We start from the raw sequence: 21,968 nt of genomic DNA, 5'->3' as shown, positions 1-21,968 counted from the left end.
TTATTGTTTGCGCATTCGGAGGGAAAGGTGAATTCCGAGAAGGACGTGGTGGTCGTCACAGGAAGCAGCGGCTTTATCGGATCGGCACTGATAAAGAAGCTGGCAGCACACTTTACACCGGTCGGATTTGACCGCGACATGCCGCCGCATCCTCCGGCGGAGGCAGAGTGTATTTGTATCGACCTCACCTCCGACAGCAGCATTGAGGCCGCGTTAGAGCGGATGCGGCTCGGCTATGGCAACCGCATTGCCTCGGTCGTCCATCTCGCCGCCTATTTCGATCTGACGGGGGAACCCAATCCGCTATACGAACAGGTAACTGTGCGCGGGACGGAACGGCTGCTGCGCGGGCTTCAGCAATTCGAGGTGGAGCAGTTCATCTTCTCGAGCACAATGCTGGTTCATGCTCCGGGCAGGAAGGGGGAGCCGATCGATGAGGATTGGCCGCTCGATGCGAAGCTACCCTATCGCGAGTCCAAGATTCGCACGGAAAAGCTGATCCGCGAGCAGAGGGGAAAAATTCCGGTGGTCATGGTGCGCCCGGCCGGCGTCTACGACGATATCGGCCACGCAACCTTCCTCTCACACCAGATCGCACGCATCTACGAGCGTCAATATGTCAGCCATTTCTACCCAGGCGATCTTGATACGGGGCAACCGTTCCTCCATCTCGACGACCTCACCGCGGCCCTGATCACGATAATTGAGCGCCGGAAAGAGTTGCCGCCGGATGTGGCGCTGCTGCTGGGCGAAACGGATACGCCCACATTCGACGAATTGCAGCGCGAGATTGGCCGCTTGATCCATGACGAGGACTGGGAGACGCGGCACATTCTGAAAGGCCTCGCCCGGACGGGCGCCTGGGTGCAGGGCGAGGTGCTGAATCAGGACCCCTTCATCCGGCCCTGGATGGTCGACATCTCGGACGACCACTACGAACTCGACATCTCGCGCGCCAAGGAGCTACTCGGCTGGGAACCGGAACATTCTCTGCGCGAGACACTGCCTAAGATGATCGCCGCACTGAAGGCCGATCCAGTCGGATGGTACATGGCGAACAAGCTGAACTCGGCCGCGGTAGCGGCGGAGCAGGTCGAAAACGAACAGAACGAGGCAGAGCAGGAGCCCGAGCGGTTTCATGCCATGATGCAAAAGCACGTGCAGCACATGCGCATGATGCATTTCGATATGCTCTGGGCGCACTTCCTCAACATGCTGCTGGGCTTGTGGCTGGCAACGAGCCCGTTCGTCTTCGGTACGTTCGGCGCGGACACCTTCAGCGACGCCGTCATGCGCGTCACGGAAGAGCGTGGGCTCTGGGACCCGTCATTGCGCAATTCGCTCACCGCCTGGAGCGATCTCGCCAGCGGCCTGTTGATCATGGCATTTTCGGCGATTTCGCTCTCGCCGCGCTTTAGCTGGGCGCAATGGGCGAACACGGCGGTGGGCATTTGGCTTCTCTTCGCGCCGCTCGTCTTTTGGGCACCGAGTGCCGCCGTCTATGCCAACGACACCTTTGTCGGGGCGCTTGTCATCACCTTCGCCATCCTCGTGCCGATGATGCCCGGCATGAGCCACGAGGGCATGATGGACGACTCCGACAAGCCACCCGGCTGGAGCTATTGCCCCTCCACATATCTGCAGCGACTGCCGATTATCGCGCTCGGTGCTATTGGTTTCGTCATCGCCCGCGTTCTTGCTGCCTACCAGCTCGGCCACATCGACAGCGTTTGGGAGCCGTTCTTTGCGGGCGAGGGCGGCCGGAACGGCACCGAGTTCATCATCACCTCCGACGTTTCCAGGGCCTGGCCGATCGCCGACGGCGGGCTGGGCGCGACCAGCTACATGTTCGAGATCTTGATGGGGATCATGGGTGGGCGAGCGCGCTGGCGCACCATGCCCTGGATGGTGCTTCTGTTCGGCATCGTTGTGGTGCCGCTCGGCGTCATCTCCATCTACTTTATCATCATTCAGCCGATTATGATCGGCACCTACTGCACGCTTTGCCTTCTGGCGGCGCTGGCGATGCTGATCATGATCCCCTATGCGCTCGACGAACTGGTCGCGATGGGCCAGTTCCTGGTGCTCAACACGCGCCGCGGCCGCCCCTTCTGGCGATCCTTCTTCAGGGGCGATGCATTGCCGGGAAGCGGCAAGGACCTTCAAAGGCCCGGCTTTGATATGCCGCTTTGGGAACTGGTCCTTTCTGCGGCACGCGGCGTGACGGTGCCGTGGACGCTGGTCGCAAGCTCGCTGCTCGGCGCCTGGCTGATGTTCAGTCGCCTGGTTTTCGGTACTGAGCCGCCGATGGCCGACAGCGACCACCTGGTCGGCGCGCTGGTCATCACCGTCGCCGTCATGGCCATGGCCGAGGTGGCGCGCCCACTGCGCTTCATCAACGTCGCCTTCGGCCTCTGGCTTATCGCCGCGCCCTGGCTTCTGGCTGGCGGTGGCGCGCTGGCGGCGGCGCACAGCGTGATAGCGGGTCTTATCCTTATCACCCTCAGTCTGCCGCGCGGCACCCGCAGCAAGGAGCATTATGGCGGCTGGGACCGTTACATCCTGTGAGCCTATGAGCAAAGTCGATCGCGAGCATCCCCTACAGGGGCAAAACGCCCTGATCACCGGAGCAAGTTCCGGGATTGGCGAGGCCGTCGCCCGCCGATTTTCAACCGCAGGCGCGGCTGTCGGGGTTAACTATCACTCCCATTTCGAAGCGGCCACGAAGATCGTAGAGGGAATCAAGAGGAATGGCGGCAAGGCGGTCGCACTCCAGGCGGATGTCTCCGCCGAAGAAGAAGTGCATTCGCTGTTTGCCGCCTTCATCGAGGCGTTCGGCAGGATCGATATTCTCGTGGCCAACGCCGGAATCCAGATGGACGCGCCTGCAGCCGAAATGACGGAGAAGGAGTGGCGGCGTGTGCTCGACGTCAATCTTACGGGCCAGTTCCTCTGTGCCCGGGAAGCCATCCGCTGCTTCGACCAGCAGAGACCCAGCCCCCGTTCAAAAGCGGCAGGCAAAATCATCTGCATGAGCTCCGTCCACCAACTCGTTCCCTGGGCAGGTCACGTCAACTATGCGGCCTCCAAAGGCGGACTGATGTTGATGATGAAAACGCTGGCGCAGGAAACGGCGCAAAATCGCATTCGCGTGAACGGAATTGCTCCGGGCGCGATCAGGACCCCGATCAACCGCGCGGCCTGGAAGACACCTGAGGCGGAAGCAGATCTGCTGAAGCTCATCCCCTACGGGCGCATCGGCGAGCCCGAGGATGTCGCCGAAGCCGCACTTTGGCTTGCGTCAGACCTTTCGGATTATGTCACAGGCGCCACACTCTTTTTGGATGGCGGCATGGCGCTCTATCCGGAATTCCGTGACGCCGGGTGAGGACGGGGCGGTGACGGCGCGCATAGAAGATTATGCACTGATCGGCGACTGCCGGAGCGCCGCGCTGGTGAGCCGTGACGGGTCAGTCGACTGGCTTTGCTGGCCCCGTTTCGATTCCGACGCTTGCTTTGCCGCGCTTCTGGGAAGCCCCGAACACGGACGATGGCTTGTTCGGCCGGCGGCAGAGACCGCGCGCGTCACGCGCCGCTACCGCGACCTGACGCTTGTCCTGGAGACGCAATTCGAGACGGACGAGGGTGCAGCCACGCTCATCGACTTCTTGGCGATCGGTCGGGACCATCCCAGGCTGGTCCGAATTGTGAAGGGCAGCCGCGGGCGGGTCGCAATGTTGTCTGAACTTGTGATCCGCTTTGGCTACGGTGCCGTTGTGCCTTGGATAACGAACCTAAAAGATGGCAGGCTGCGTGCGATCGCAGGGCCCGATATGGTCACGGTCCAGGGCGGGCGCCCTTCCCTTCACGAGGACCAGAGGACCGCCTCTCGATTCACGATTACTGCCGGCGAGATCGTAGCCTTCGTCTTGAGCTACTCGCCGTCCCATCTGCCACCGCCGGCTCCGGTCGATGCCCAGGAACTGCTGGACGAGACTGAAGCCTTTTGGCGGAGCTGGGGAGGGCGCTGCCGCTACAAAGGACCTTGGGAAGACGCGGTCGTCCACTCGCACGTTGTCCTGAAGGCGCTGACTTATGGCCCCACTGGCGGGATTGTGGCTTCTCCGACGACGTCGCTTCCGGAACTGATCGGTGGCCAACGAAACTGGGACTACCGCTTCTGCTGGCTGCGCGACGCGACGTTCACGCTGCTCTCGCTGATGAATGCCGGCTACTACGATGAGGCGAAGGCATGGCGCGACTGGCTCCTGCGTGCGGCCGCCGGTACGCCTACGCACTTGCAGCCGATGCACGGCGTCGCCGGAGAACGTCGCCTCACCGAATGGGAACTGCCATGGCTGCCCGGATATGAAGAGTCCCGGCCGGTCCGGATCGGCAATGCGGCCCATGGCCAACTCCAGATTGATGTCTTCGGCGAGATCATGGACGCAATGCACCAGGCACGGCGCGGCGGCCTTGAGCCAAGTCACGAAGCATGGGAACTGCAGCGGGCGCTTATTGAGCATCTCGAGAGGATCTGGGCCAAGCCCGATGAAGGCATCTGGGAAATTCGCGCCAGGCGACGCCATTTTACCCATTCCAAGGTGATGGCCTGGGTGGCGCTCGACCGTGCGATCCGTAGTGCCGAGCAGTTCCAGCTCGAGGGACCGGTTGAGCGCTGGAGAGCATTGCGCGCGCGGGTCCATGAGGAGGTTTGCCGACGCGGATACAATCCCGACTTGGGCGCATTCGTGCAGTGCTACGGAGGCAAGGCCCTGGATGCCAGTCTTCTGCTACTGCCGATTGTCGGCTTTCTTCCGGCGGATGATGATCGTGTGCGGGGTACTGTGGAGGCTGTCCAGAATCGTCTCATGGTCGACGGATTGGTACTCAGGTATGATTCCGCGGTCACACAGGACGGACTGCCGCCAGGGGAAGGAGCGTTCCTCGCCTGCAGCTTTTGGCTTGCCGACAACCTCGTCCTGCTCGGCCGGCAGAAAGAAGCCAGCGAGCTTTTCGAGCGGCTGCTCGACTTGCGCAACGACGTCGGCTTGCTGGCGGAAGAATATGACCCGCGAGCACGCCGCCATCTCGGCAATTTTCCTCATGTCTTCAGTCATGTGGCATTGGCCGATACCGCCCTGAACCTGACCAAGGCGGGCCAGCCGGCACGACAGCGATCGCAAGAAGCCGCCGTGTAGGATAACTCAAAGTCGATTGTAGGCGCTGGGAATCATCTAGTCACCGCCTGATTTATCCCATATTCGTCGGCTTTCCAGCGGAGTTGGTCCTGCACAGACGAAAGACAACAAAGCTCCCATGTCCTCGGTTGCGCCAAATAACCAAGAAAGCACCCGATATACGCGGCTGCAGATCGCCATCCATTGGGCGGTTGTGCTTTTGGTCGTCGAGCAATGGTACACCTCTCAGGCTATACCTCGAACGCACAATCCGCTTCTGCCACCATCCAGTACGGACCTGCTTTTGCACGCAGTCCACAACTATGCTGGCCTGCTGATCGGCGCGTTGATGCTCGCGCGGATCGGGCTTCGATTGTTCCAACCTCGTCCTGCGTCATTGCACATTCAGGGCTGGCTGGAACGACTTTCGCAGGTCATCCATTGGGGGCTTTACATCTCACTGCTCGGACAGGTTGCGGCCGGGTTCGCGGCAGCCTATCTGTGGGCGCCCGCCGGGCGAATCCACATCCTGTTGTGGAACGTCACACTTGTGCTCGCCAGCCTTCATATAGCAGCGGCCGCGTACCACGCGGTTCGGTGCGACGGGGTCGTCAAGCGCATGGTCCCTTGGCCTCGCTGACAGAGCAGGACGGCCGCCGCGGAAAGCAGATGAGGCAGGCCGGTTCCACCGCAGCGGGCAGATGTCTGGTGTCATCCAAACGGACCGTGCTCAATGCCGTATCAGGATGAAGCATGTATGCCAATTCAATTGGAGTTCGCGGATCAAGTCGGCGCCATATATAGAAGGCGATCAGCGTATCGAGCGCCGCGCCGGATGAGCCGGAATGGACGGAGTCGCCCTTTCAGAGCCGGCGGTCGAAGAAGACGGTGGACCGTGGACGGGAAGACGGATCAGGCAAATATGGCGCAAGGCTTGCCCAATCACAAAGTTGATGATCCGCAACCGGTGGCAGAGGCTGAAGAAGTGCTGCTGGTCTACGATCGGGAATGTCCGGCCTGCGATGTTTACTGCCGCATGGTGCACATTCAGCCATCCGCAGGCACGCTGCGGATTGTCAATGCGCGTGACCCGAACCCGGTCATGGAGGAGATAACCGAGGCCGGGCTCGATATCGACCAGGGAATGGTCGTCAAGAAGGACGGACGGCTCTATTACGGCGGCGAGGCCATTCACGTTCTCGCCGGCCTCAGTAGTCGGACCGGCGTCTTCAACAGAATGAGCTACTACCTGTTTCGTTCCAGAACGGCGGCGCATTTGCTCTATCCGCCTCTCCGGGCATGCCGAAACCTTCTGCTGAAAGCCTTGGGCAAAACCAAGATCAACAATTTGCGGATCGAAGGCAACGACCGTTTCTAGAGCGCCCGCTACCTACAAGAGTGTGCCTTTAGGTGGTTGGAAATGGGATTCATGATCGACGTTCAAAAATCAGTTGGGTCGGAGGAAAATTGAAGGTGAGCGACAACGATCATTATGGGCCCAACTTGGCTGCGGGCGTACGAGCAAGCTAAGCTCCAGCGGCATTCCATCCCCTCGACCGTTCGCGAATCCCGCAACGCCAAAGTTGGACTCGTTGCTGCTGTGTCCAGACGGCGGGTCAGGAATGCGGATTAAATGGCCGTGGGCGCCAACGGTTCGTTCCCCGCCATTCGCCCGATCATCACATTTCGTTGCAGTGCAGCAACGCCCGGGTTTCATCGCTTGACATATGCCGCGAACAATCGTCAAAAGTCTCGCGATGAGAATCATGAGCCGAGCTACGATTGGACGCATTGTACCGCTGCGGGCGGTACTTGCGATCGTATTTCTCATCCTAATGTCTCTCCAGCCGGGGTTAATGACGACGGCGAGTGCCGCCGGGCTCCATGGCAAGATGGCGATGACTGTCGACGCAGAGTTGCCCATGTATCAGGCTGACGAGCATCGTCATGTCCTGTCCGACAGGGGTGGCACCGGCGGTCAGGAAGCGGGAGACCAGCACCATCACGGCAAGCAGACTGCCGACAAGGTCTGCGAGGTCCACTGCGCGCCGATGAGCACCATCCCTGTTGCATGCCCGGCGCTGCTGCAGCCGACCGCTCGCTTTCATGCGGCGGAACCCGGTTCGGTGCTTCAGCCCGGCGAATACGCGGATTTCATGAGGCCTCCGAGAGCCTGAACTGACACGCGCCCGCAACGCGGGCTGAGCGCCGCGATGGGCATGAGCCCGTCGTGGTCGGCATCCCATGTCAAGTTCAGGACCAGCAATGAAACTTCCAGCTGCTGCGGTGCTTGCATCGCTCTCCCTGGCCGGCTGCGCGGCAACGCCGCCAGACACTCTTCCGGCTTTCAATCCATCTGACCCGGCCCTGGGGATCAGGGACGTACATTACCACCCTGTCGTGGCCGACTACGAACACCGGGTTCCGGTCGAACCGCAGAATTGGAGGCAGCAGAACGAACGCCTCTCGCCGGCGAATCCTGGAGGTGGCTCGTGAGAAATCTGCCCATAAAGGCAATCGCGGCCACCATATTGCCGCTGCTGGCCGGCGCTTGCACGACGACGGCATCGTACGACAACATCTCCGATCCGAGCCTCGGCTTCACCACTGTCGCCGCACGGACCGCATCGGTGACGGGCAAGCAGGCGGTCTGGGTTCAGTCAAGCGCGGAATCCCAATCGCTCGCCGAGCGGGTCAGGGGGCTGGTCCAGAAGAAGACAGTCGGACCGGACGTCGCCGTGCAGGCGGCGCTTCTGAACAACAAGGGCCTGCAGGCGGCCTATGCCGATATCGGCCTTTCGGCCGCCGATCTCTGGCAGGAGACGTTGCTCGTCAATCCGCGTATATCAATCGGTGCGACGGGCATTGGCGGGGTCAGCCGTACGGTTGAGACGGCCGTCGTCAGCAACATCCTCGCGCTCATCACGCGACCGAAGCGCGTCGCTGTCGCGGATGCCCGGTTCCGGCAGGCGCAATTGCGCGCGGCGGAAGAGACATTGCGCCTTGCCGCGGACACGCGCCGCGCCTGGATCAATGCCGTTTCGGCCTGGGAACGGGTCGCCTATCTCAACCAGGCGCAAGCGGCTGCCGATGCGGCATCGGAACTCGCCAAGAAACTCGGCGAGACCGGCGCCTTCACCAAGAGCGGGCAGGCGCGCGAACATGTCTTCTATGCCGAGCTGGCGGGGCAGACAGCCGAGGCGCGCATGCAGGCAAGGATGGCGAAGGAGGAACTGACACGCCTGATGGGGCTGTGGGGCGACGACATCGACTATCAGGTGCCGAATGCTCTGCCGTCCTTGCCGAAGAGCGTCGTGGCCAAACGTGCCATCGAGGCGGAGGCGCTGCGCAACCGTGTCGACCTGGAAATCGCGCGCCTCGAGCTCGATGCACTGGCGCTTTCTTACGGACTGACGGATGCCACCCGCTACCTGACCGATCTCGAACTGCTGAGCGGGGTTGAGATCGAACGGGAGAAGGAGGACGGCGAAACCGAGACCAGTGTAGCCGGCAACCTTGAGGTCGAGTTCGTCATACCGATCTTCGATACGGGCAAGGCGCGCATGCGCAAGGCAGAACTCGCCTATATGCGCGCGGCAAATCTTCTGGCGGAGAAGGCTGTCAACATACGCTCGGAAGCGCGCGGCGCTTATGACGCTTATCGCTCGACCTACGACATTGCACGGCATTACCGGAACAGCGTCGTGCCGCTCAGGACCACGATCGAAGAGGAATCCGTCCTCACCTACAGCGGCATGATTACCAATACCTTTGAACTGCTCGCCGACACGCGCGCCAAGATCAATTCGATCATACTTTCCCTCAACGCCAAGCGCCAGTTCTGGCTCGCGGATGTGGACCTGGGGACGGCCGTGCATGGCGGGGGCGGATCGTCCCCGGCAGCCGAAGCGTCCGAGGTCAGCTCGGCGGGCGACGAGGGCGGCGGACATTGAACGCAAGGAGAAACGCGATGATTACAAGACGTCAAATCCTCGGCGGTGGCGCGCTCCTTGCAGGAGCGGCCGCGTGGACGAAAACCTCGGCGATGGGGCTTCCCGAGGCGCCGATCATGGAAACACCGGACATGCAACCGCCGTTATTCCCAACCAGCGGGCCCGACTATCAGCCGGTTGTCACCATCAACGGATGGACTTTACCGCACCGCATGAACAGCGGTGTAAAGGAGTTTCACCTCGTCGCCGAGCCGGTCGAGCGCGAACTGGCTCCGGGAACGACGGCCTATCTCTGGGGCTATAACGGCCAGTCGCCGGGCCCGACCATCGAGGCCGTTGAAGGCGACCGGGTGCGGATCTTCGTCACCAACAAGCTCCCCGAGCACACAACCATTCACTGGCATGGCCTGATCCTGCCCAACGGAATGGACGGCGTGACAGGTCTGACGCAGCCCGGCATCCCACCCGGCAAGACTTTCGTCTACGAATTCGACCTCGTGAAGAGCGGGACCTTCATGTACCACCCGCACGCCGACGAGATGGTGCAGATGGCAATGGGCATGATGGGCTTCTTCGTCATCCACCCGAAGGATCCGTCCTTCATGCCCGTCGACCGCGACTTCGTCTTTCTCCTCAACGCCTATGACATCGAGCCTGGCTCCTACGTTCCGCGCGTGATGGAGATGACCGACTTCAATCTGTGGTGCATGAACAGCCGGGTCTTCCCGGGGATCAGCCCTCTGGCCGTCTCGAAAAACGACCGGGTGCGCGTGCGCGTCGGCAATCTGACGATGACCAACCACCCGATCCACATGCATGGCTACGATTTCGAGGTCACCTGCACCGACGGCGGCTGGGTCAGGCCCGAAGCGCGCTGGCCGGAGGTGACGATCGACATCCCCGTCGGCGCCATGCGCGCGTACGAGTTCGATGCCAAATACGAGGGCGACTGGGCGTTTCACTGTCACAAGTCGCATCATACGATGAACGCGATGGGCCACGACGTGCCGACGTTCATCGGCGTCGACAAGACCGAAGTGACGAAGAAGATCCAGCGCGTACAGCCCGAATACATGCCTATGGGGAACCGCGGCATGGCGGACATGGGCGAGATGGAGATGCCGCTTCCCGACAACACCATCAAGATGATGGAGGGATGGGGGCAGTTCGGCGCCATCGAGATGGGCTCGATGTTCTCGGTCGTGAAGGTACGCGAGGGGCTTTCAGCGACCGACTATTCCGATCCGGGCTGGTACGAGCACCCGGAGGGAACCGTCGCCTATGAATGGACCGGGGACGTTCCCGCTCCGGTCAAGTCCGGCGACGCAAAAACGATGACTCCGGCAAGTCCCCGCGGTCACGGCAAGCAGGGATGAAACCACCCTCCCAATCAGCAAAACCAAGGAATGGAACGACATGAAACGACTGATCATGGCCGTCGCTTCGATGGCGACACTCACAAGCATCGCATATGCCGGCGGCAATCATGGCGGTGACCACGGTGAAGCCGAAATGATGGCGATCGGCAAGCCGGGCGATGCCGCCGCGGCGGGGCGGACGGTGGCCATCTCCATGAAGGAGAATGACGACGGCGAAATGGTCTTCGAACCCGCCTCACTGAAGATCGAGGAGGGCGAGACCATTCGTTTGACGTTCGTCAATGAGGGCGAACTGGAGCACGAGTTCGTCATGGACGTCCATGAGAGCATCTTGGAGCACAAGGCGCTGATGGAGAAGTTCCCCGAGATGGAACACGCCGACCCGAATGCCGTTCGCCTTGGTGCCGGCGCAAAGGGGGAAATCGTCTGGACCTTCGCCAAGGCCGGGGAGTTCGAGTTCGCCTGCCTTATTCCGGGGCACTACGAGTCCGGAATGAAGGGCGACATCAACGTCACCAACTAGCACCCATCTGAACAGGAGAAAAAAACCATGAAGCTCATTGCAAAGCTGATTGTAGCTCTTGCACTGTCGGGCACCCTCGCCGGGACAGCCCTCGCTGCCGAGTACACCAAGGGTGAAATCAAGAAGATCGATACGGCGCAAAAGAAGCTCACCATTAAACATGAAGAACTGAAGAACCTCGATATGCCGGCAATGACGATGGTGTTCGTCGTCGCCGACGATGCGATGCTCGACAAAGTCAAGGTGGGCCAACCAGTCGAGTTCGTTGCCGAGCGCGTCAACGGGCGCCTGACGGTCACCGAGATTCAACAGTAAACTGTGGTCGCTGCGGGCGGATCTCCAGCGCCGGCCCGCAGCGGCTTGTCCCGTTGTCACTCGTCCCACGGGAATCAACACGAAGTACCTGTTCCTCGTCTCGGTGCTCGCGAGTCTCCCGGCCGCTCAGCGGGCGGCAGTTCACTTCCATCGCTTCTATTGGGTGCGATAAGCCGCTTGGACAAGCGGATGTACAATTCCGTCAGGACACGGGCGCCCCGCAGACAGTCCGCCAGAGGTCTTCCTTCCAGCTGGATAAGTCCGGGGAGACCGAAGTTGCCCCGACAGCATAGTCGAGGCCTCCGACCAGGATCTTGGCCGGGGCGCTGCATCTTACGCGCGCGCCATGACTCACAGAATCCTCAAAGATAACGGCTCCCGCCGCATCCACCTCGGTCAATCTGATCATCACATCGAAGTCGTAGTTACCATCTGCCGATAGTGTTTTGTCGGCCACACTGAGGTTGACCGCCGTTGCATCCGGGAAATAGGCCGTATGAAATATCATAGGCTCCGCAGCTGCGGCGGCCGTTGTGATCAGTGCGCCTGCCAGAAGAGATTGCACATACATTGTCTCCTCCCTGGAACTGCAGGGGACACCATAGCACATATGGCCCCGAAAAACGCGGGTTTCGGACCAAGAGTGTGCACCCTTCCCACGGCGGAGGGGTCCAGCCAGAAGCATATGTGAGCAACTGGCGGGGAAGAAAGCGCTGCCGGTTGGCATCTTTCGATCAATGCCGAGGCTGCAGGCAGGCGTCCTACGACCGACGAGCAGGACGACGTGGGTCGCAACAAAGCTCAACCCCGGTCTGTCAGTCAGACCGGGGTTGAGCCATTCTATGTCATCTTACGTGTCGACGTCTGCTTCTGCTACGGTGATTGGTCCGTGCATGCCGGCTTCGTAATGGCCGGGAACATTGCAGGCAAATTCGAATTGCCCAGTCTTGGAGAAGGTCCAAATCAGTTCTCCCGTCTCACCTGGATTGAGGAACACGGCGTTGGCGTCGTCATGATCCATCATACCGGACGACGACGCCATCATTTCCGTCATTTGGGCGCGATGTTCTGCCTGCGTGGCCTTGTCGCCGATCGTGAAGTCATGGTTGAGCTCGCTGCCATTGTCGATCACGAAACGGATCGTCTCGCCAGCGCGTACTTGCAAGTTGTCGATCCCGTAGTTCATCCCGTCCGCGGTCAATTCGATGGTTCGGTCGACTTCAGCGGCACTGCCCGGCTTGCCGAAACTCACGGTGCCATGCCCGGCATCGGCCCGAGCGGCAGATGCATGGGCGAGAATCGAAGCACTGAGAGCGGCGAGAATGGGGAGGTTGTGGATGGAAATTTTCATCATGACAATCTTTATCCTGAGTTTGACGAGTGGATGTCGGTCAAAGCTGAGAGAACAGCTCTGACATGCGTTTCTTTGCCTTGGGAGGGAGTTTGTCTGCGGCGTCCGCGGCCGCGTCGAGATTGGCTGGATCGCCGACCACGATAAGAGCGACCATGCCCAGGCCGACATGCGGGGTGCATTTGATGCCGTAGACACCCGGCTCGGTCAGGGTGATCTCGCCATCCTTGTTGAACGGGACATTGATCGGCTCGGCCCCGGAGGGAAGCATGCCGTCTATCGAGACCGCATTGTGCCCTTTGTCGGTGGCGGCGATACTCAGAGTATCGCCGGGTTCGATCCGAACCAATGGCTCAGAATAGACAAACCGCTCATCGCCCTTTTTGTTCAGCATTTCGATAGTTGCGGTTTCCGCCGATGCCGAAGCAACACCAGCCACAGCTGTGGCGGCGGCGCACAACAAGGCTACTCGCATGCGTTTTGCGCGCATTCCATTCTCCATATTCTTTTGTTCGGTTGAATATCGACCGTTCGGCAACTGCGTTTTGGACGCACCGAACGGACGCTTCTAAAGGAATATGTGGATCAGTCTCGCGGCACCGGCGGGTCGATTCCTAGTAAGAATCGGCGTGGTTCGTGCTCAGCAAGCGAAAGAACAAACCCCCCCGCGTTAGTCGTCTGCGCGGAATCCGGAACTGGCTTTAGAGCCAGCAGCGCGTGCGTACAGGAAATTTTCGCCGGGCAATGACCAGTACTTTGCCCTCGCGGATGGCCATGGGCGTCTCCCTGTGTTTGCGCAATCGCGACTGCCCCACCCATATGCCCCTGTGCGATAGCGGACATCTGGGTTGCGATCAGTCCCAGGACAATCATGAACGTGAGGAGAATCTGCCGCATGCTTGAAGGAGCGCAATTCCTTGGTCATTTCATCATGGTTTGCCTCGCAACCAAACAGCATGAATGTGATAAGAATGTGTAAACTCGACGCTTATCGTTCCCCCGAGCTTGCGTCTTCTTGTGGCAGGGTTGAACGTCTTCTCAACGTGCTTCACGCCGCAGCAGGCCGCCTGCGCCTTCGGCGGCGCAAGTGCTTTCCGAGCCGATAGGCAAGGAGCACGGCGACGATGGCGAAATAGACGAGCGGCTCCATGGGCCAGGATTTCACTACCAGCAGATAGTGCACAGCGGCGGCCGCGGCGACCAGGTAGACCCACCGGTGAAGCTTTGCCCAAGCCCCTCGCAGGCGCCGCACCATCCGGTCGTTCGAGGTGATGGCAAGCGGCACCAGAATGGCGAAGGCCAGCATGCCGAAGGTGATGTAGGGGCGCTTGACGATGTCGGCTGCGATCGCCTGCAGGTCGAGCCGGTAGTCGATCAGCATGTATGTCGTAAAATGCAAAAGGGCATAGTAGAAGGTCAGGAGCCCGAGCGTGCGCCGGTAGCGGATGAGGCTGATGCCGGTGAGGTCGCGCAGCGGCGTCACCATCAGCGTGGTGATCAGGAAGCGCAGCGTCCAGATACCGAGTTCCTGTTCCAGCGTCCTGACAGGATTTGCGCCGAGCTGGTTCGTGAACCCCAGGTAGAAGACCCATACGGCAGGCGCGAACCCGACCCAGTAGAGCGTGGCGCGCAACAGGCGGAAGCGCAGCGCTTTGGACAATCTGGGCTCCCTCGCGACGTCGGTGATCTGAAGCATCAGTAGAACTTGGTGAGGTCCATGCCGGCGTAAAGCTGGGCTACCTGGTCGGCGTAACCGTTGAACAGCAGCGTCGGCTTGCGCTTGGCGAAAATCCCCTGGCCGATCGGCAGTTCCGTCGCCTGGCTCCAGCGCGGATGGTCCACCTCCGGATTGACGTTCGAGTAGAAGCCGTATTCGCGCGGGTTCTGCTTGCTCCACGAGGTCGGCGGCTGCTCCTCCGTGAGCGTGATCCTGACGATGGACTTGATGCTCTTGAAGCCGTATTTCCACGGCACGACGAGCCGGATCGGCGCGCCGTTCTGGTTGGGCAGGGTCTCCCCGTAGAGACCGACCGTAAGGATGGTGAGGGGATGCATCGCCTCGTCGAGCCGCAGCCCTTCCACATAGGGCCAGTCGAGCACGTTGAAGAAGGCACGCAGGCCCGGCATCTCGTCCGGCCGCATCACCGTCTCGAAGGCGACGAACTTGGCGCTGCCCAAGGGTTCCACCCGATTGAGCACCTCCGAGAGCGGGAAGCCGACCCATGGGATGACCATGGACCATCCCTCCACGCAACGCAGCCTGTAGATGCGCTCCTCCAGCGTCACCGGCTTCAAGAGGTCTTCGAGGTCGAATTCGGCCGGCCGCGAGACGAGGCCGTCCACCTTCACACTCCACGGCTTCGTGGTGAGGGTGTGGGCGTTTTTCGCCGGGTCTTCCTTGCCGGTGCCGAACTCATAGTAGTTGTTATAGTTCGTGATGTGTTCGAGCGCCGTCGGCTCCTCGTCGGTCGACAGCGGGCTGGGCGAGGCTTCAAGCTGCGCCGCCTCCGCGCCCCGTGGCGCCATGGCGGCGGAAAGCCCTGCAGCGGCTGCACCCAGCATCAGGCTGCGACGGTTGAGATAGACGTCCCGCGGCGTGATCTCCGACGGACGGATAAGTGGTGCATGCGAAATCAACATCGACGAATCCCTGAGATGGCGATCTCCATGGAAGCCTGGCCATATAGTAACATCGGGCCCGCTTCTGGAAATTCATATCTGCACACAATGTCGTGTCTGCGGCCGCTTCTCGTTGGTCCGGACCCGGGGCATCGCCAGTATTCAAAGTGCAGCCTGGGCCAGAGACACCATCGGCAGCTCTTCGGGGGAGAGATCCCTTCCTGCTTACCGGCTCGCACGCTCTCCTGGCGAAATCCCCGATCGACTCGGCTAGTTGCCGGCTTTGACAGCCTGCGCGCGATATGGTTGGGGAGGGCAGGGGGGTGATCGCCACTCTGACTTACAGCTTCCATACTCTTGGCCTTTCAGTTCGGCGACCTGGCCATGGCCGGTATCCAGCGCACATAGACGAGCTCACTCACCAGCTCGATCATCGTCTGGGTAACGACGACGGCCGGAACAAGCGGCACACCGCCCGGCACCGCGAAGGCGAGCGGAAGGATGACGAGCGAGTTGCGCGTGGCGGCGCTGAACGCCACGGCCCGCATAGCGCCAGGGGCAAGGCGGCCGCTGCGCGCGGCGATCCAGCCAAGCACCGGCGCCACGACGGCATAGGCCAGGTAGATCGGCGCCGCGGTCAGCGCCGCGCCCGCGGCCTCTCCGATCTGCGGCATGACGGCGGCCAGGACGAGGAAGAGCACGAGGGCCGTTGCCGGCACCGGCAGCAGGCCGAGGGCAGCTAATGCGCGCTCGCCGGTCGCTGTGCGGGCCGCCCAGAGCTGCAAGCCCGCCGCCAGCAGCAGCGGCACGGCGATCAGCCACAGGAAGGCGTGCAGGAAGGGCTCCGGACGGACGAGACCGGAGGCGTCGCTGCCGAGCAGAAGACGCAGATAGACCGGCAGCAGCGCCATTTGGACGAGCAGAAGCGCTGGCGTCGCCGCCAGCAGCAGCCTGGCGTCGCCACGCCCGAGATGCGTGAACGTCACCACATAGTCGACGCACGGTGTCAGAAGCACGAACAGCACCGCCAGCCGCAGCATCGGCTCGTCGGGCAGCAGCTGCACCAGGAGCGCCGTGACCGCCGGCATCAGGACGAAATTCGTTGCAAGCAGCACGCCGAGGAAGCGCGTGTTGCGCAGCGCCGCTCCGAGTTCCGCCAGCGGAACCTGGAGGAAGGTGACGAAGAGCATGAACGCAAGAGCCGGGTTGATCGCTGCCCCAAGCGCGCTGACCCGCGGGACGCCGAGGCCGGCAAGCGCCCCGATGGCGATCGCCGCCAGATAGATCGCCACCTGGTGCTCTTCGAGGACCGAGCGAACCTGCTCCACGCATGCCTCCCTTCTTTCGGCTTCGACTGCGGGCGCTTGATGCTACCGGCGGGCACGAAGTCGTCTTGCCGTCTGCCCGGCTTCGCTTAGGGTTCTCGCCTGACTGGACGGCGTGGCAAGGTCTCCCAGGATCGTGCAGTCAGGGCCGGGACCACCGGCGCAAGCGGTCTCACAGCTTGCGACAAAGCGCGCGAGGCTCTGTTCCAGCACTTTGAGCTCGTGCAGCTTGGCGCGCACGGCCATGAGATGCTCCCGGGCGAGGTCGCGTGCTTCCAGACAAGAACGGCCAGGTTCCTCAGCGAGCGCCACCAGCGACCGCACCTGTTCGATCGGGAAGCCGAACTCGCGGCAGCGGCGGATCAGGGTCAGGCGCTTGACGTCTTCGTCACCATAGCGGCGCTGCCCTCCGTCCTGGCGATCGGCGCGCGGTATGAGGCCGATCTCCTCGTAATAGCGGATCGTCGGCGCATTCGTGCCGGTGCGTGTGGCGAGGTCGCCGATCTTCATTCCGGGCATCGCTCGTTTCCTCACAATTTACATTCGCCTCTTGAACCTCAAGTTACTTGAAGACCTACCTTTACGCCAGTAATCGCCGCGACGCCTCCGACGCGTCGCGGCGGAACCAGTGGAGTGAAGAATGGACGGAACAATTTCTCAAGCAGAACCGATCGCCTGCACCCTTGGGGCCGGAGAGTTCGGAAAGCGCCTTGATTGGATTGCGGAGCTTAACCGGGCCGCATTGCTGGACGTGCAGCGGAAAGGAGTGCGGCTGATCCTGGCCTATCGTCAGGAGCATGCGAACCGCGTCCGCGAGATGGTCCGCCAGGAACAGAAATGTTGCGGTTTTCTCGGCTTCGACCTCAGGGAGGACGATGGCCGTGTGACGCTTGTCGTCAAAGCGCCGGTGAGCGCCGCCGATGCTCTGGACGCAATATTCGAGCCTTTCCTGACGGGTTCACCCCAAAGCGGAGGTTGCGCGTGCGCGGCGCCGTCCAGCCGGAAGGGAGAAGACAATGACTACTGCTGAACCCAACGCAAGGTCCTGGCCGCGAGCCGTCGGGATCGGCCTCCTGGTCTCCATCGTCACCGCGGCGGTGATGCTCGCGCTGACTGCCGCCGGCCTGTCACCATTCCCAAAGCCGCCATCGCTCGCTTTCGCGGAGACAATGCTCGGGCGCGCTCTGCCCCTGCCGGTCGGGCTGCTGTTTCATACCGCCTACGTGACTTTCTGGTCGGTGATCTTCGTCCGGTATTTTCCGCGCAGGGACCTGTGGACGGCGTTGGGGCTCGCCGGCGTCCTGTGGCTTGTGATCCTCGTGGTGTTCTTCCCTGTCGTGGGTTGGGGTTTTGCCGGCGTCTCCGTCAGCCCCAGGCTGATCCCGGCGTCATTCGTGCCCCATCTGCTGTTCGGACTTCTGCTATGGGGATTGGACGAGTACCTTCCAGCGTTCCGTTCGGCGCGCTCGTCCACGAACTGATCTGGCAATGGGGATGATCCGGCTCCGCGACCTGATTGCGCCAGACGCGGCCGTCAGATCTTCACCAGCATGGCGGTCGCGTACATGATCCCGAAACTGAAGGCGAGGCCAGCCGTGGTCGGCAGGGTAGTCCAGTTTGGACCGCCAAAGTGGGACTTGCGCCAGCGTTCGCAGTGAATGGACACCCCAAAACGTTGAGCATGGCGATGTAACGCAAACTTGAACGGCTTTCGTTCGGCACTCTGTCACGGCCTCCTTGATCGCGGCCTCAAATGATGCACCTTCCCTCTATGTTCATACTTGCGTCCAAAATCCTCGTTGCTGTTCTTGCCTCCCTTGTTGGGATGTACGTTCTGCTGTCGGTCGCGTGTTACCTTTCCGAACATAGCGGCTTGGTCATGCTGCATATGTATTCCACGCCGATTATCCTGTCCGGTGCGCTTGGAGTGATCCTGATCCTTACGTGCAACGAGCCGGCGAATCCACGAGGACAGTGAGCGGGAGATCGTTAATTGAATCGTGGCCCGACTTGGCCGCGTGGAAGCTCGGTGTCTTCTCCCGCCAAATCGTCCAGGATCGGACAATCCGGGCGTTCATCACCCTCACAATGGTCAACGAGGTGCTGTAGTGTACGCTTCATAGCCTTGAGTTTTGCCAGCTTCTCATCGAGAACGCTGATGTGGACCCGGGCGAGCGCCTTGACTTTCATGCTCGTTCGGCTGTCGTCCTGCCACAACTCCAAGAGCCGGCGGATGTCTTCCATTGAAAACCCCAGTTGTCGGGCACGATGGATGAAGCGCAGCGTGTTGACGTCCTTATGGGCGTAGACTCTATATCCTGCCTCGGTGCGTCCGGCGGCGGGAATGAGGCCGGTTTCCTCATAATAACGGATGGTCTTTGCCTGGACGCCGGAAGCTTGTGCGGCCTGTCCGATATTCATCACAACCTCCACTACGAAATTGCCTGCAACGGCTCTGTTGCGTTGCTTGATGCGGTGTCAGACCCTACCGCCACCGGAGGACGGAAGGTCTTGAGACGAAGGGCATTTGTGACCACGAAGACGCTCGAAAATGCCATCGCGGCGGCGGCAAGCATGGGCGACAGCAACAGACCAAAACCGGGGAACAACACGCCTGCAGCCACCGGAATCAGCGCCGTATTGTAAGCGAAGGCCCAGAACAGATTCTGCTTGATATTGCGCAACGTGGAACGGCTCAGCGCGATGGCGTTGGGGACGCCGGTCAGCTCGCCGGACATCAGCACCACATCCGCGCTTTCGATTGCAACGTCGGTCCCTGTGCCGATGGCGATGCCAACATCGGCCTCGGCGAGCGCCGGCGCATCGTTGATGCCGTCTCCCACAAACGCGATCCTGAGGCCCCCTTGCCGTAACCGGTGCAAGGCCTCCACTTTGCCGTCCGGCAGAACCTCGGCCACGACTTCGTCGATCCCGAGCATCTTTGCGATGGCGCCTGCCGTCCGCTCGTTGTCGCCGGTGATCATTGTGATCTTCAGCCCAAGTCGATGCAGCGCCTCGATAGCTTGGGGCGTCGACTGCTTGATCGGGTCGGCGACCGCGATGATCGCGGCAAGCTTTCCATTGACGGCGGCATAGAGCGGCGACTTGCCTTCATCACCAAAACGAATGGCGGTTTCAGCAACAGGTGCTGTGTCGATCCCCAGCTTCGTCATGAGGCGGTCCGCGCCGACTTCGACCGCCTGTCCTCCTACCTTCGCTCTCACGCCAAATCCGGGTATGGCTTCGAATCCCTCGGCCCTTGAGATCTCCAGTCCCGCGTGCCGCGCCGCTTCGACAATGGCCTCGGCGATCGGATGCTCTGAATGAGCCTCGACTGCGGCCACAAGGGCCAGGACCTCATCGCGCTCGAAACCCGCCATGGTGACGAAGTCGGTCAGTTCCGGCCGACCCTTGGTCAACGTGCCGGTTTTGTCGAGCGCGATCACCTGAGCATCGCGCAAGGTCTGTAGGGCCTCGCCGTTGCGGAACAGGACACCCATTTCCGCTCCGCGCCCGGTTCCGACCATGATCGAAGTCGGGGTCGCTAGTCCCATGGCGCAAGGGCAAGCGATGATCAAGACAGCGACGGCGTTGACAAGTGCAAAGGTGAGTGCCGGCTCCGGACCGAAGCCGAGCCACACGAGAAAGGTGGCGACGGCGATGCCCATGACGGCAGGTACGAACCAGGCCGTGACCTTGTCGACCAGAGCCTGGATCGGCAGTTTTGCCGCCTGTGCGCGCTCCACCATCTGAACGATCTGGGCAAGGACGGTATCCGAACCGATCTTTGTCGTGCGGAACGTGAACGATCCCGTCTTGTTAATCGTCCCGCCGACAATCGCATCGCCCGCAGCCTTTGGGACCGGCATGGGCTCGCCGGTGATCATGGATTCGTCGACAAAGGAGGAACCTTCGGTCAATTCGCCATCGACCGCCACCTTCTCCCCCGGCCGGACCAGGACCAGATCTCCGACCATCACCTCATCGAGCGGCACTTCCACCGCGCTCCCCTCGCGCAGAACGCGGGCAGTCTTGGGCTGCAAGCCCATCAGATGTTTGATCGCCTCGCTTGTGCGACCCTTGGCTCGCGCTTCCAGGTAGCGTCCGAGAAGGATCAGCGTGGTGATCACGGCCGCCGCCTCAAAATAGACGTTTCGGGTACCTTCCGGTAGAACGTCGGGCAAGAAGGTGGCCACGACCGAATAGAGCCAGGCAGCGCCGGTGCCGAGGGCGACCAGCGAATTCATATCCGGGGCGAGGCGCATGAGCGCCGGAAACCCTTTACGGAAGAAGCGCAGGCCCGGTCCGAACAATACGATCGTCGCGAGCGCAAACTGGATTTCCCAGCTTACCTGCATCCCGAGACGTTCGGTGACAATTGTCTCGATCGCGGGAACGAGAAAGGTGCCCATCTCGAGCAAGACCACCGGCAGCGTCAGGACCGAGGCAACGACCACGGCCCACCACAGTTTCTTTCTCTCACGCTCTCGCGTCTCCGCCTCCTGCTCCTGGGGAGCGTCGGCACCAATAGACCGGGCGGCATAGCCGGTCTCTTCGATCGCCGCAATGAGATCGAATGCACTGACCGCACCTGAAACAATCTCGACGGAAGCCCTGCCGGTCGCCAAATTCACGGCGGCATGGGTAACGCCGGGCACGGCCTTCAGCGCGGATTCGATACGACCAACGCAGGAGGCACAGTTCATGCCCTCGACGGCCAAATCAACCCTTTCGGGGGGAACGTCATACCCTATGCCCCTGACGGCTTCGACGAGAGCCGGAACATCATATTTGCCCGAGAACACTATCTCGGCGCGCTCGGTCGCCAGATTGACTGAGTTCGATTTCACGCCCGGAACTGCTTGGATGGCTTTCTCTACGCGGCCAACGCATGATGCGCAGCTCATGCCTTTGATCGACAAGCGAAGCTGCTGCGGCGGCTCCTGAGAGGCCTTGTCTTTTGGTGCGACCATGGAATTCATGCCGTCGCTCCTTCTGTTCCTGATCGCAAGGAAACATAAAGGTTCCAGCGGTGGTAAGGTCAAGGTTGGTGGGCGAGTTTTTTGAAACGGCGAATCCAAGGTGCACTCAATGAACGTTTTCAACGGTACGTCAGCTCCGGACGTGCCGACTTTGGCCTATGCCTGGACGAGCGATCGTCTTGCGGAAGATATGATCGTCGATAGCGCGCACACCCTAGATGCCGTAATGGGCCGGCGCTCCTCTGGTAGCCATGAAGGTGGCTGTCCCTCAGAGTGATGATGTTGAACGGGGTCCGATTGTGTCGGCCCCAAGCATCAAGCGAGGGACAACCATGGACTAT

Annotated in this window: 21 protein-coding genes; 12 read left to right on the top strand and 9 right to left on the bottom strand. The window is 61.1% G+C overall.

The window, feature by feature from the left end; translation table 11 throughout:
- The first annotated feature begins 27 nt into the window (after positions 1–27).
- The 10 genes from N1058_RS18485 (at position 28) to N1058_RS18440 (ending at position 11,350) form a co-directional block, all read left to right on the top strand.
- Entirely contained in the window at positions 28–2,568 is a 2,541-nt protein-coding gene (locus N1058_RS18485) for an SPW repeat domain-containing protein (protein WP_265519080.1), read from the top strand.
- A 4-nt stretch (positions 2,569–2,572) separates the two neighbouring features.
- Positions 2,573–3,388 carry an SDR family oxidoreductase gene (locus N1058_RS18480; RefSeq protein ID WP_265519079.1) on the top strand — a complete coding sequence of 272 codons (816 nt, stop codon included), beginning with the start codon at positions 2,573–2,575 and terminating at the stop codon, positions 3,386–3,388.
- Between the two features lie 10 nt (positions 3,389–3,398).
- Positions 3,399–5,201: a glycoside hydrolase family 15 protein gene (locus tag N1058_RS18475; RefSeq protein WP_265519203.1), complete on the top strand. Its 1,803-nt coding sequence runs from the start codon at positions 3,399–3,401 to the stop codon at positions 5,199–5,201.
- A gap of 118 nt (positions 5,202–5,319) precedes the next feature.
- Positions 5,320–5,820, top strand: coding sequence for a cytochrome b (locus tag N1058_RS18470; protein WP_265519078.1), 501 nt, complete (start codon positions 5,320–5,322; stop codon positions 5,818–5,820).
- A gap of 255 nt (positions 5,821–6,075) precedes the next feature.
- Positions 6,076–6,558 carry a DCC1-like thiol-disulfide oxidoreductase family protein gene (locus N1058_RS18465; protein ID WP_265519077.1) on the top strand — a complete coding sequence of 161 codons (483 nt, stop codon included), beginning with the start codon at positions 6,076–6,078 and terminating at the stop codon, positions 6,556–6,558.
- 478 nt (positions 6,559–7,036) lie between these two features.
- Complete coding sequence (locus tag N1058_RS18460) at positions 7,037–7,357, top strand: hypothetical protein (protein WP_265519076.1); 321 nt, start codon at positions 7,037–7,039, stop codon at positions 7,355–7,357.
- 315 nt (positions 7,358–7,672) lie between these two features.
- A complete protein-coding gene (locus tag N1058_RS18455; protein ID WP_265519075.1) occupies positions 7,673–9,133 on the top strand; it encodes a TolC family protein in 1,461 nt (486 codons plus the stop codon).
- 17 nt (positions 9,134–9,150) lie between these two features.
- On the top strand, positions 9,151–10,509 hold the full coding sequence (locus N1058_RS18450; protein WP_265519074.1) for a multicopper oxidase family protein: 1,359 nt from the start codon (positions 9,151–9,153) through the stop codon (positions 10,507–10,509).
- A 40-nt stretch (positions 10,510–10,549) separates the two neighbouring features.
- Positions 10,550–11,035 carry a cupredoxin domain-containing protein gene (locus N1058_RS18445; RefSeq protein ID WP_265519073.1) on the top strand — a complete coding sequence of 162 codons (486 nt, stop codon included), beginning with the start codon at positions 10,550–10,552 and terminating at the stop codon, positions 11,033–11,035.
- A 27-nt stretch (positions 11,036–11,062) separates the two neighbouring features.
- A complete protein-coding gene (locus N1058_RS18440; RefSeq protein WP_265519072.1) occupies positions 11,063–11,350 on the top strand; it encodes a copper-binding protein in 288 nt (95 codons plus the stop codon).
- 202 nt (positions 11,351–11,552) lie between these two features.
- On the opposite strand, the gene N1058_RS18435 is transcribed toward N1058_RS18440, so the two are convergent.
- The 7 genes from N1058_RS18435 to N1058_RS18405 all read right to left on the bottom strand — a co-directional run bounded on the left by N1058_RS18435 (position 11,553) and on the right by N1058_RS18405 (position 17,164).
- Positions 11,553–11,921 (bottom strand): hypothetical protein, encoded by a 369-nt coding sequence (locus N1058_RS18435; protein WP_265519071.1) that lies wholly within the window; start codon positions 11,919–11,921, stop codon positions 11,553–11,555.
- Between the two features lie 279 nt (positions 11,922–12,200).
- On the bottom strand, positions 12,201–12,704 hold the full coding sequence (locus N1058_RS18430; protein WP_265519070.1) for a cupredoxin domain-containing protein: 504 nt from the start codon (positions 12,702–12,704) through the stop codon (positions 12,201–12,203).
- 37 nt (positions 12,705–12,741) lie between these two features.
- A complete protein-coding gene (locus tag N1058_RS18425; protein WP_265519069.1) occupies positions 12,742–13,191 on the bottom strand; it encodes a pseudoazurin in 450 nt (149 codons plus the stop codon).
- Positions 13,192–13,749: 558 nt separating this feature from the next.
- Positions 13,750–14,397, bottom strand: coding sequence for a protein-methionine-sulfoxide reductase heme-binding subunit MsrQ (gene msrQ / locus N1058_RS18420; RefSeq protein ID WP_420848014.1), 648 nt, complete (start codon positions 14,395–14,397; stop codon positions 13,750–13,752).
- Positions 14,397–15,341, bottom strand: coding sequence for a protein-methionine-sulfoxide reductase catalytic subunit MsrP (gene msrP / locus N1058_RS18415; protein WP_265519067.1), 945 nt, complete (start codon positions 15,339–15,341; stop codon positions 14,397–14,399). Before msrP ends, msrQ begins: the two co-directional genes overlap by 1 nt.
- A gap of 344 nt (positions 15,342–15,685) precedes the next feature.
- A complete protein-coding gene (locus tag N1058_RS18410) occupies positions 15,686–16,648 on the bottom strand; it encodes an arsenic resistance protein (RefSeq protein ID WP_265519066.1) in 963 nt (320 codons plus the stop codon).
- Between the two features lie 42 nt (positions 16,649–16,690).
- Positions 16,691–17,164, bottom strand: a complete 474-nt coding sequence (locus N1058_RS18405; RefSeq protein WP_265519065.1) for a MerR family transcriptional regulator — start codon at positions 17,162–17,164, stop codon at positions 16,691–16,693.
- Positions 17,165–17,285: 121 nt separating this feature from the next.
- Here N1058_RS18405 and N1058_RS18400 point away from each other — a divergent pair, with 121 nt between their 5' ends.
- Positions 17,286–17,675, top strand: a complete 390-nt coding sequence (locus tag N1058_RS18400) for a hypothetical protein (RefSeq protein WP_265519064.1) — start codon at positions 17,286–17,288, stop codon at positions 17,673–17,675.
- A complete protein-coding gene (locus N1058_RS18395; RefSeq protein ID WP_265519063.1) occupies positions 17,662–18,126 on the top strand; it encodes a hypothetical protein in 465 nt (154 codons plus the stop codon). The genes N1058_RS18400 and N1058_RS18395 overlap by 14 nt, the downstream gene beginning before the upstream one ends.
- A gap of 508 nt (positions 18,127–18,634) precedes the next feature.
- Here N1058_RS18395 and cueR read toward each other — a convergent pair.
- Positions 18,635–19,066, bottom strand: a complete 432-nt coding sequence (cueR, locus tag N1058_RS18390) for a Cu(I)-responsive transcriptional regulator (RefSeq protein ID WP_265519062.1) — start codon at positions 19,064–19,066, stop codon at positions 18,635–18,637.
- An 11-nt stretch (positions 19,067–19,077) separates the two neighbouring features.
- Positions 19,078–21,627, bottom strand: coding sequence for a heavy metal translocating P-type ATPase (locus N1058_RS18385; RefSeq protein WP_420848013.1), 2,550 nt, complete (start codon positions 21,625–21,627; stop codon positions 19,078–19,080).
- Between the last annotated feature and the right edge of the window lie 341 nt (positions 21,628–21,968).

Origin of the sequence: Nitratireductor luteus (assembly GCF_026162365.1) — a bacterium.
Classification (GTDB): domain Bacteria; phylum Pseudomonadota; class Alphaproteobacteria; order Rhizobiales; family Rhizobiaceae; genus Chelativorans; species Chelativorans luteus.
The sequence above is the reverse complement of the archived record's forward strand: the minus strand, read 5'-3'. Positions and strand labels throughout refer to the sequence as shown.

What these genes read in the sequence shown, in the direction of transcription:
- N1058_RS18405 (WP_265519065.1), bottom strand. Translation starts at nt 17,164, where the DNA reads ATGCCCGGAATGAAGATCGGCGACCTCGCCACACGCACCGGCACGAAT.
- N1058_RS18395 (WP_265519063.1), top strand. Translation starts at nt 17,662, where the DNA reads ATGACTACTGCTGAACCCAACGCAAGGTCCTGGCCGCGAGCCGTCGGG.
- msrQ (WP_420848014.1), bottom strand. Translation starts at nt 14,397, where the DNA reads ATGCTTCAGATCACCGACGTCGCGAGGGAGCCCAGATTGTCCAAAGCG.
- N1058_RS18440 (WP_265519072.1), top strand. Translation starts at nt 11,063, where the DNA reads ATGAAGCTCATTGCAAAGCTGATTGTAGCTCTTGCACTGTCGGGCACC.
- N1058_RS18400 (WP_265519064.1), top strand. Translation starts at nt 17,286, where the DNA reads ATGGACGGAACAATTTCTCAAGCAGAACCGATCGCCTGCACCCTTGGG.
- N1058_RS18445 (WP_265519073.1), top strand. Translation starts at nt 10,550, where the DNA reads ATGAAACGACTGATCATGGCCGTCGCTTCGATGGCGACACTCACAAGC.
- N1058_RS18435 (WP_265519071.1), bottom strand. Translation starts at nt 11,921, where the DNA reads ATGTATGTGCAATCTCTTCTGGCAGGCGCACTGATCACAACGGCCGCC.
- N1058_RS18480 (WP_265519079.1), top strand. Translation starts at nt 2,573, where the DNA reads ATGAGCAAAGTCGATCGCGAGCATCCCCTACAGGGGCAAAACGCCCTG.
- N1058_RS18470 (WP_265519078.1), top strand. Translation starts at nt 5,320, where the DNA reads ATGTCCTCGGTTGCGCCAAATAACCAAGAAAGCACCCGATATACGCGG.
- N1058_RS18450 (WP_265519074.1), top strand. Translation starts at nt 9,151, where the DNA reads ATGATTACAAGACGTCAAATCCTCGGCGGTGGCGCGCTCCTTGCAGGA.
- msrP (WP_265519067.1), bottom strand. Translation starts at nt 15,341, where the DNA reads ATGTTGATTTCGCATGCACCACTTATCCGTCCGTCGGAGATCACGCCG.
- N1058_RS18385 (WP_420848013.1), bottom strand. Translation starts at nt 21,627, where the DNA reads ATGAATTCCATGGTCGCACCAAAAGACAAGGCCTCTCAGGAGCCGCCG.
- cueR (WP_265519062.1), bottom strand. Translation starts at nt 19,066, where the DNA reads ATGAATATCGGACAGGCCGCACAAGCTTCCGGCGTCCAGGCAAAGACC.
- N1058_RS18425 (WP_265519069.1), bottom strand. Translation starts at nt 13,191, where the DNA reads ATGCGCGCAAAACGCATGCGAGTAGCCTTGTTGTGCGCCGCCGCCACA.
- N1058_RS18460 (WP_265519076.1), top strand. Translation starts at nt 7,037, where the DNA reads ATGACGACGGCGAGTGCCGCCGGGCTCCATGGCAAGATGGCGATGACT.
- N1058_RS18430 (WP_265519070.1), bottom strand. Translation starts at nt 12,704, where the DNA reads ATGATGAAAATTTCCATCCACAACCTCCCCATTCTCGCCGCTCTCAGT.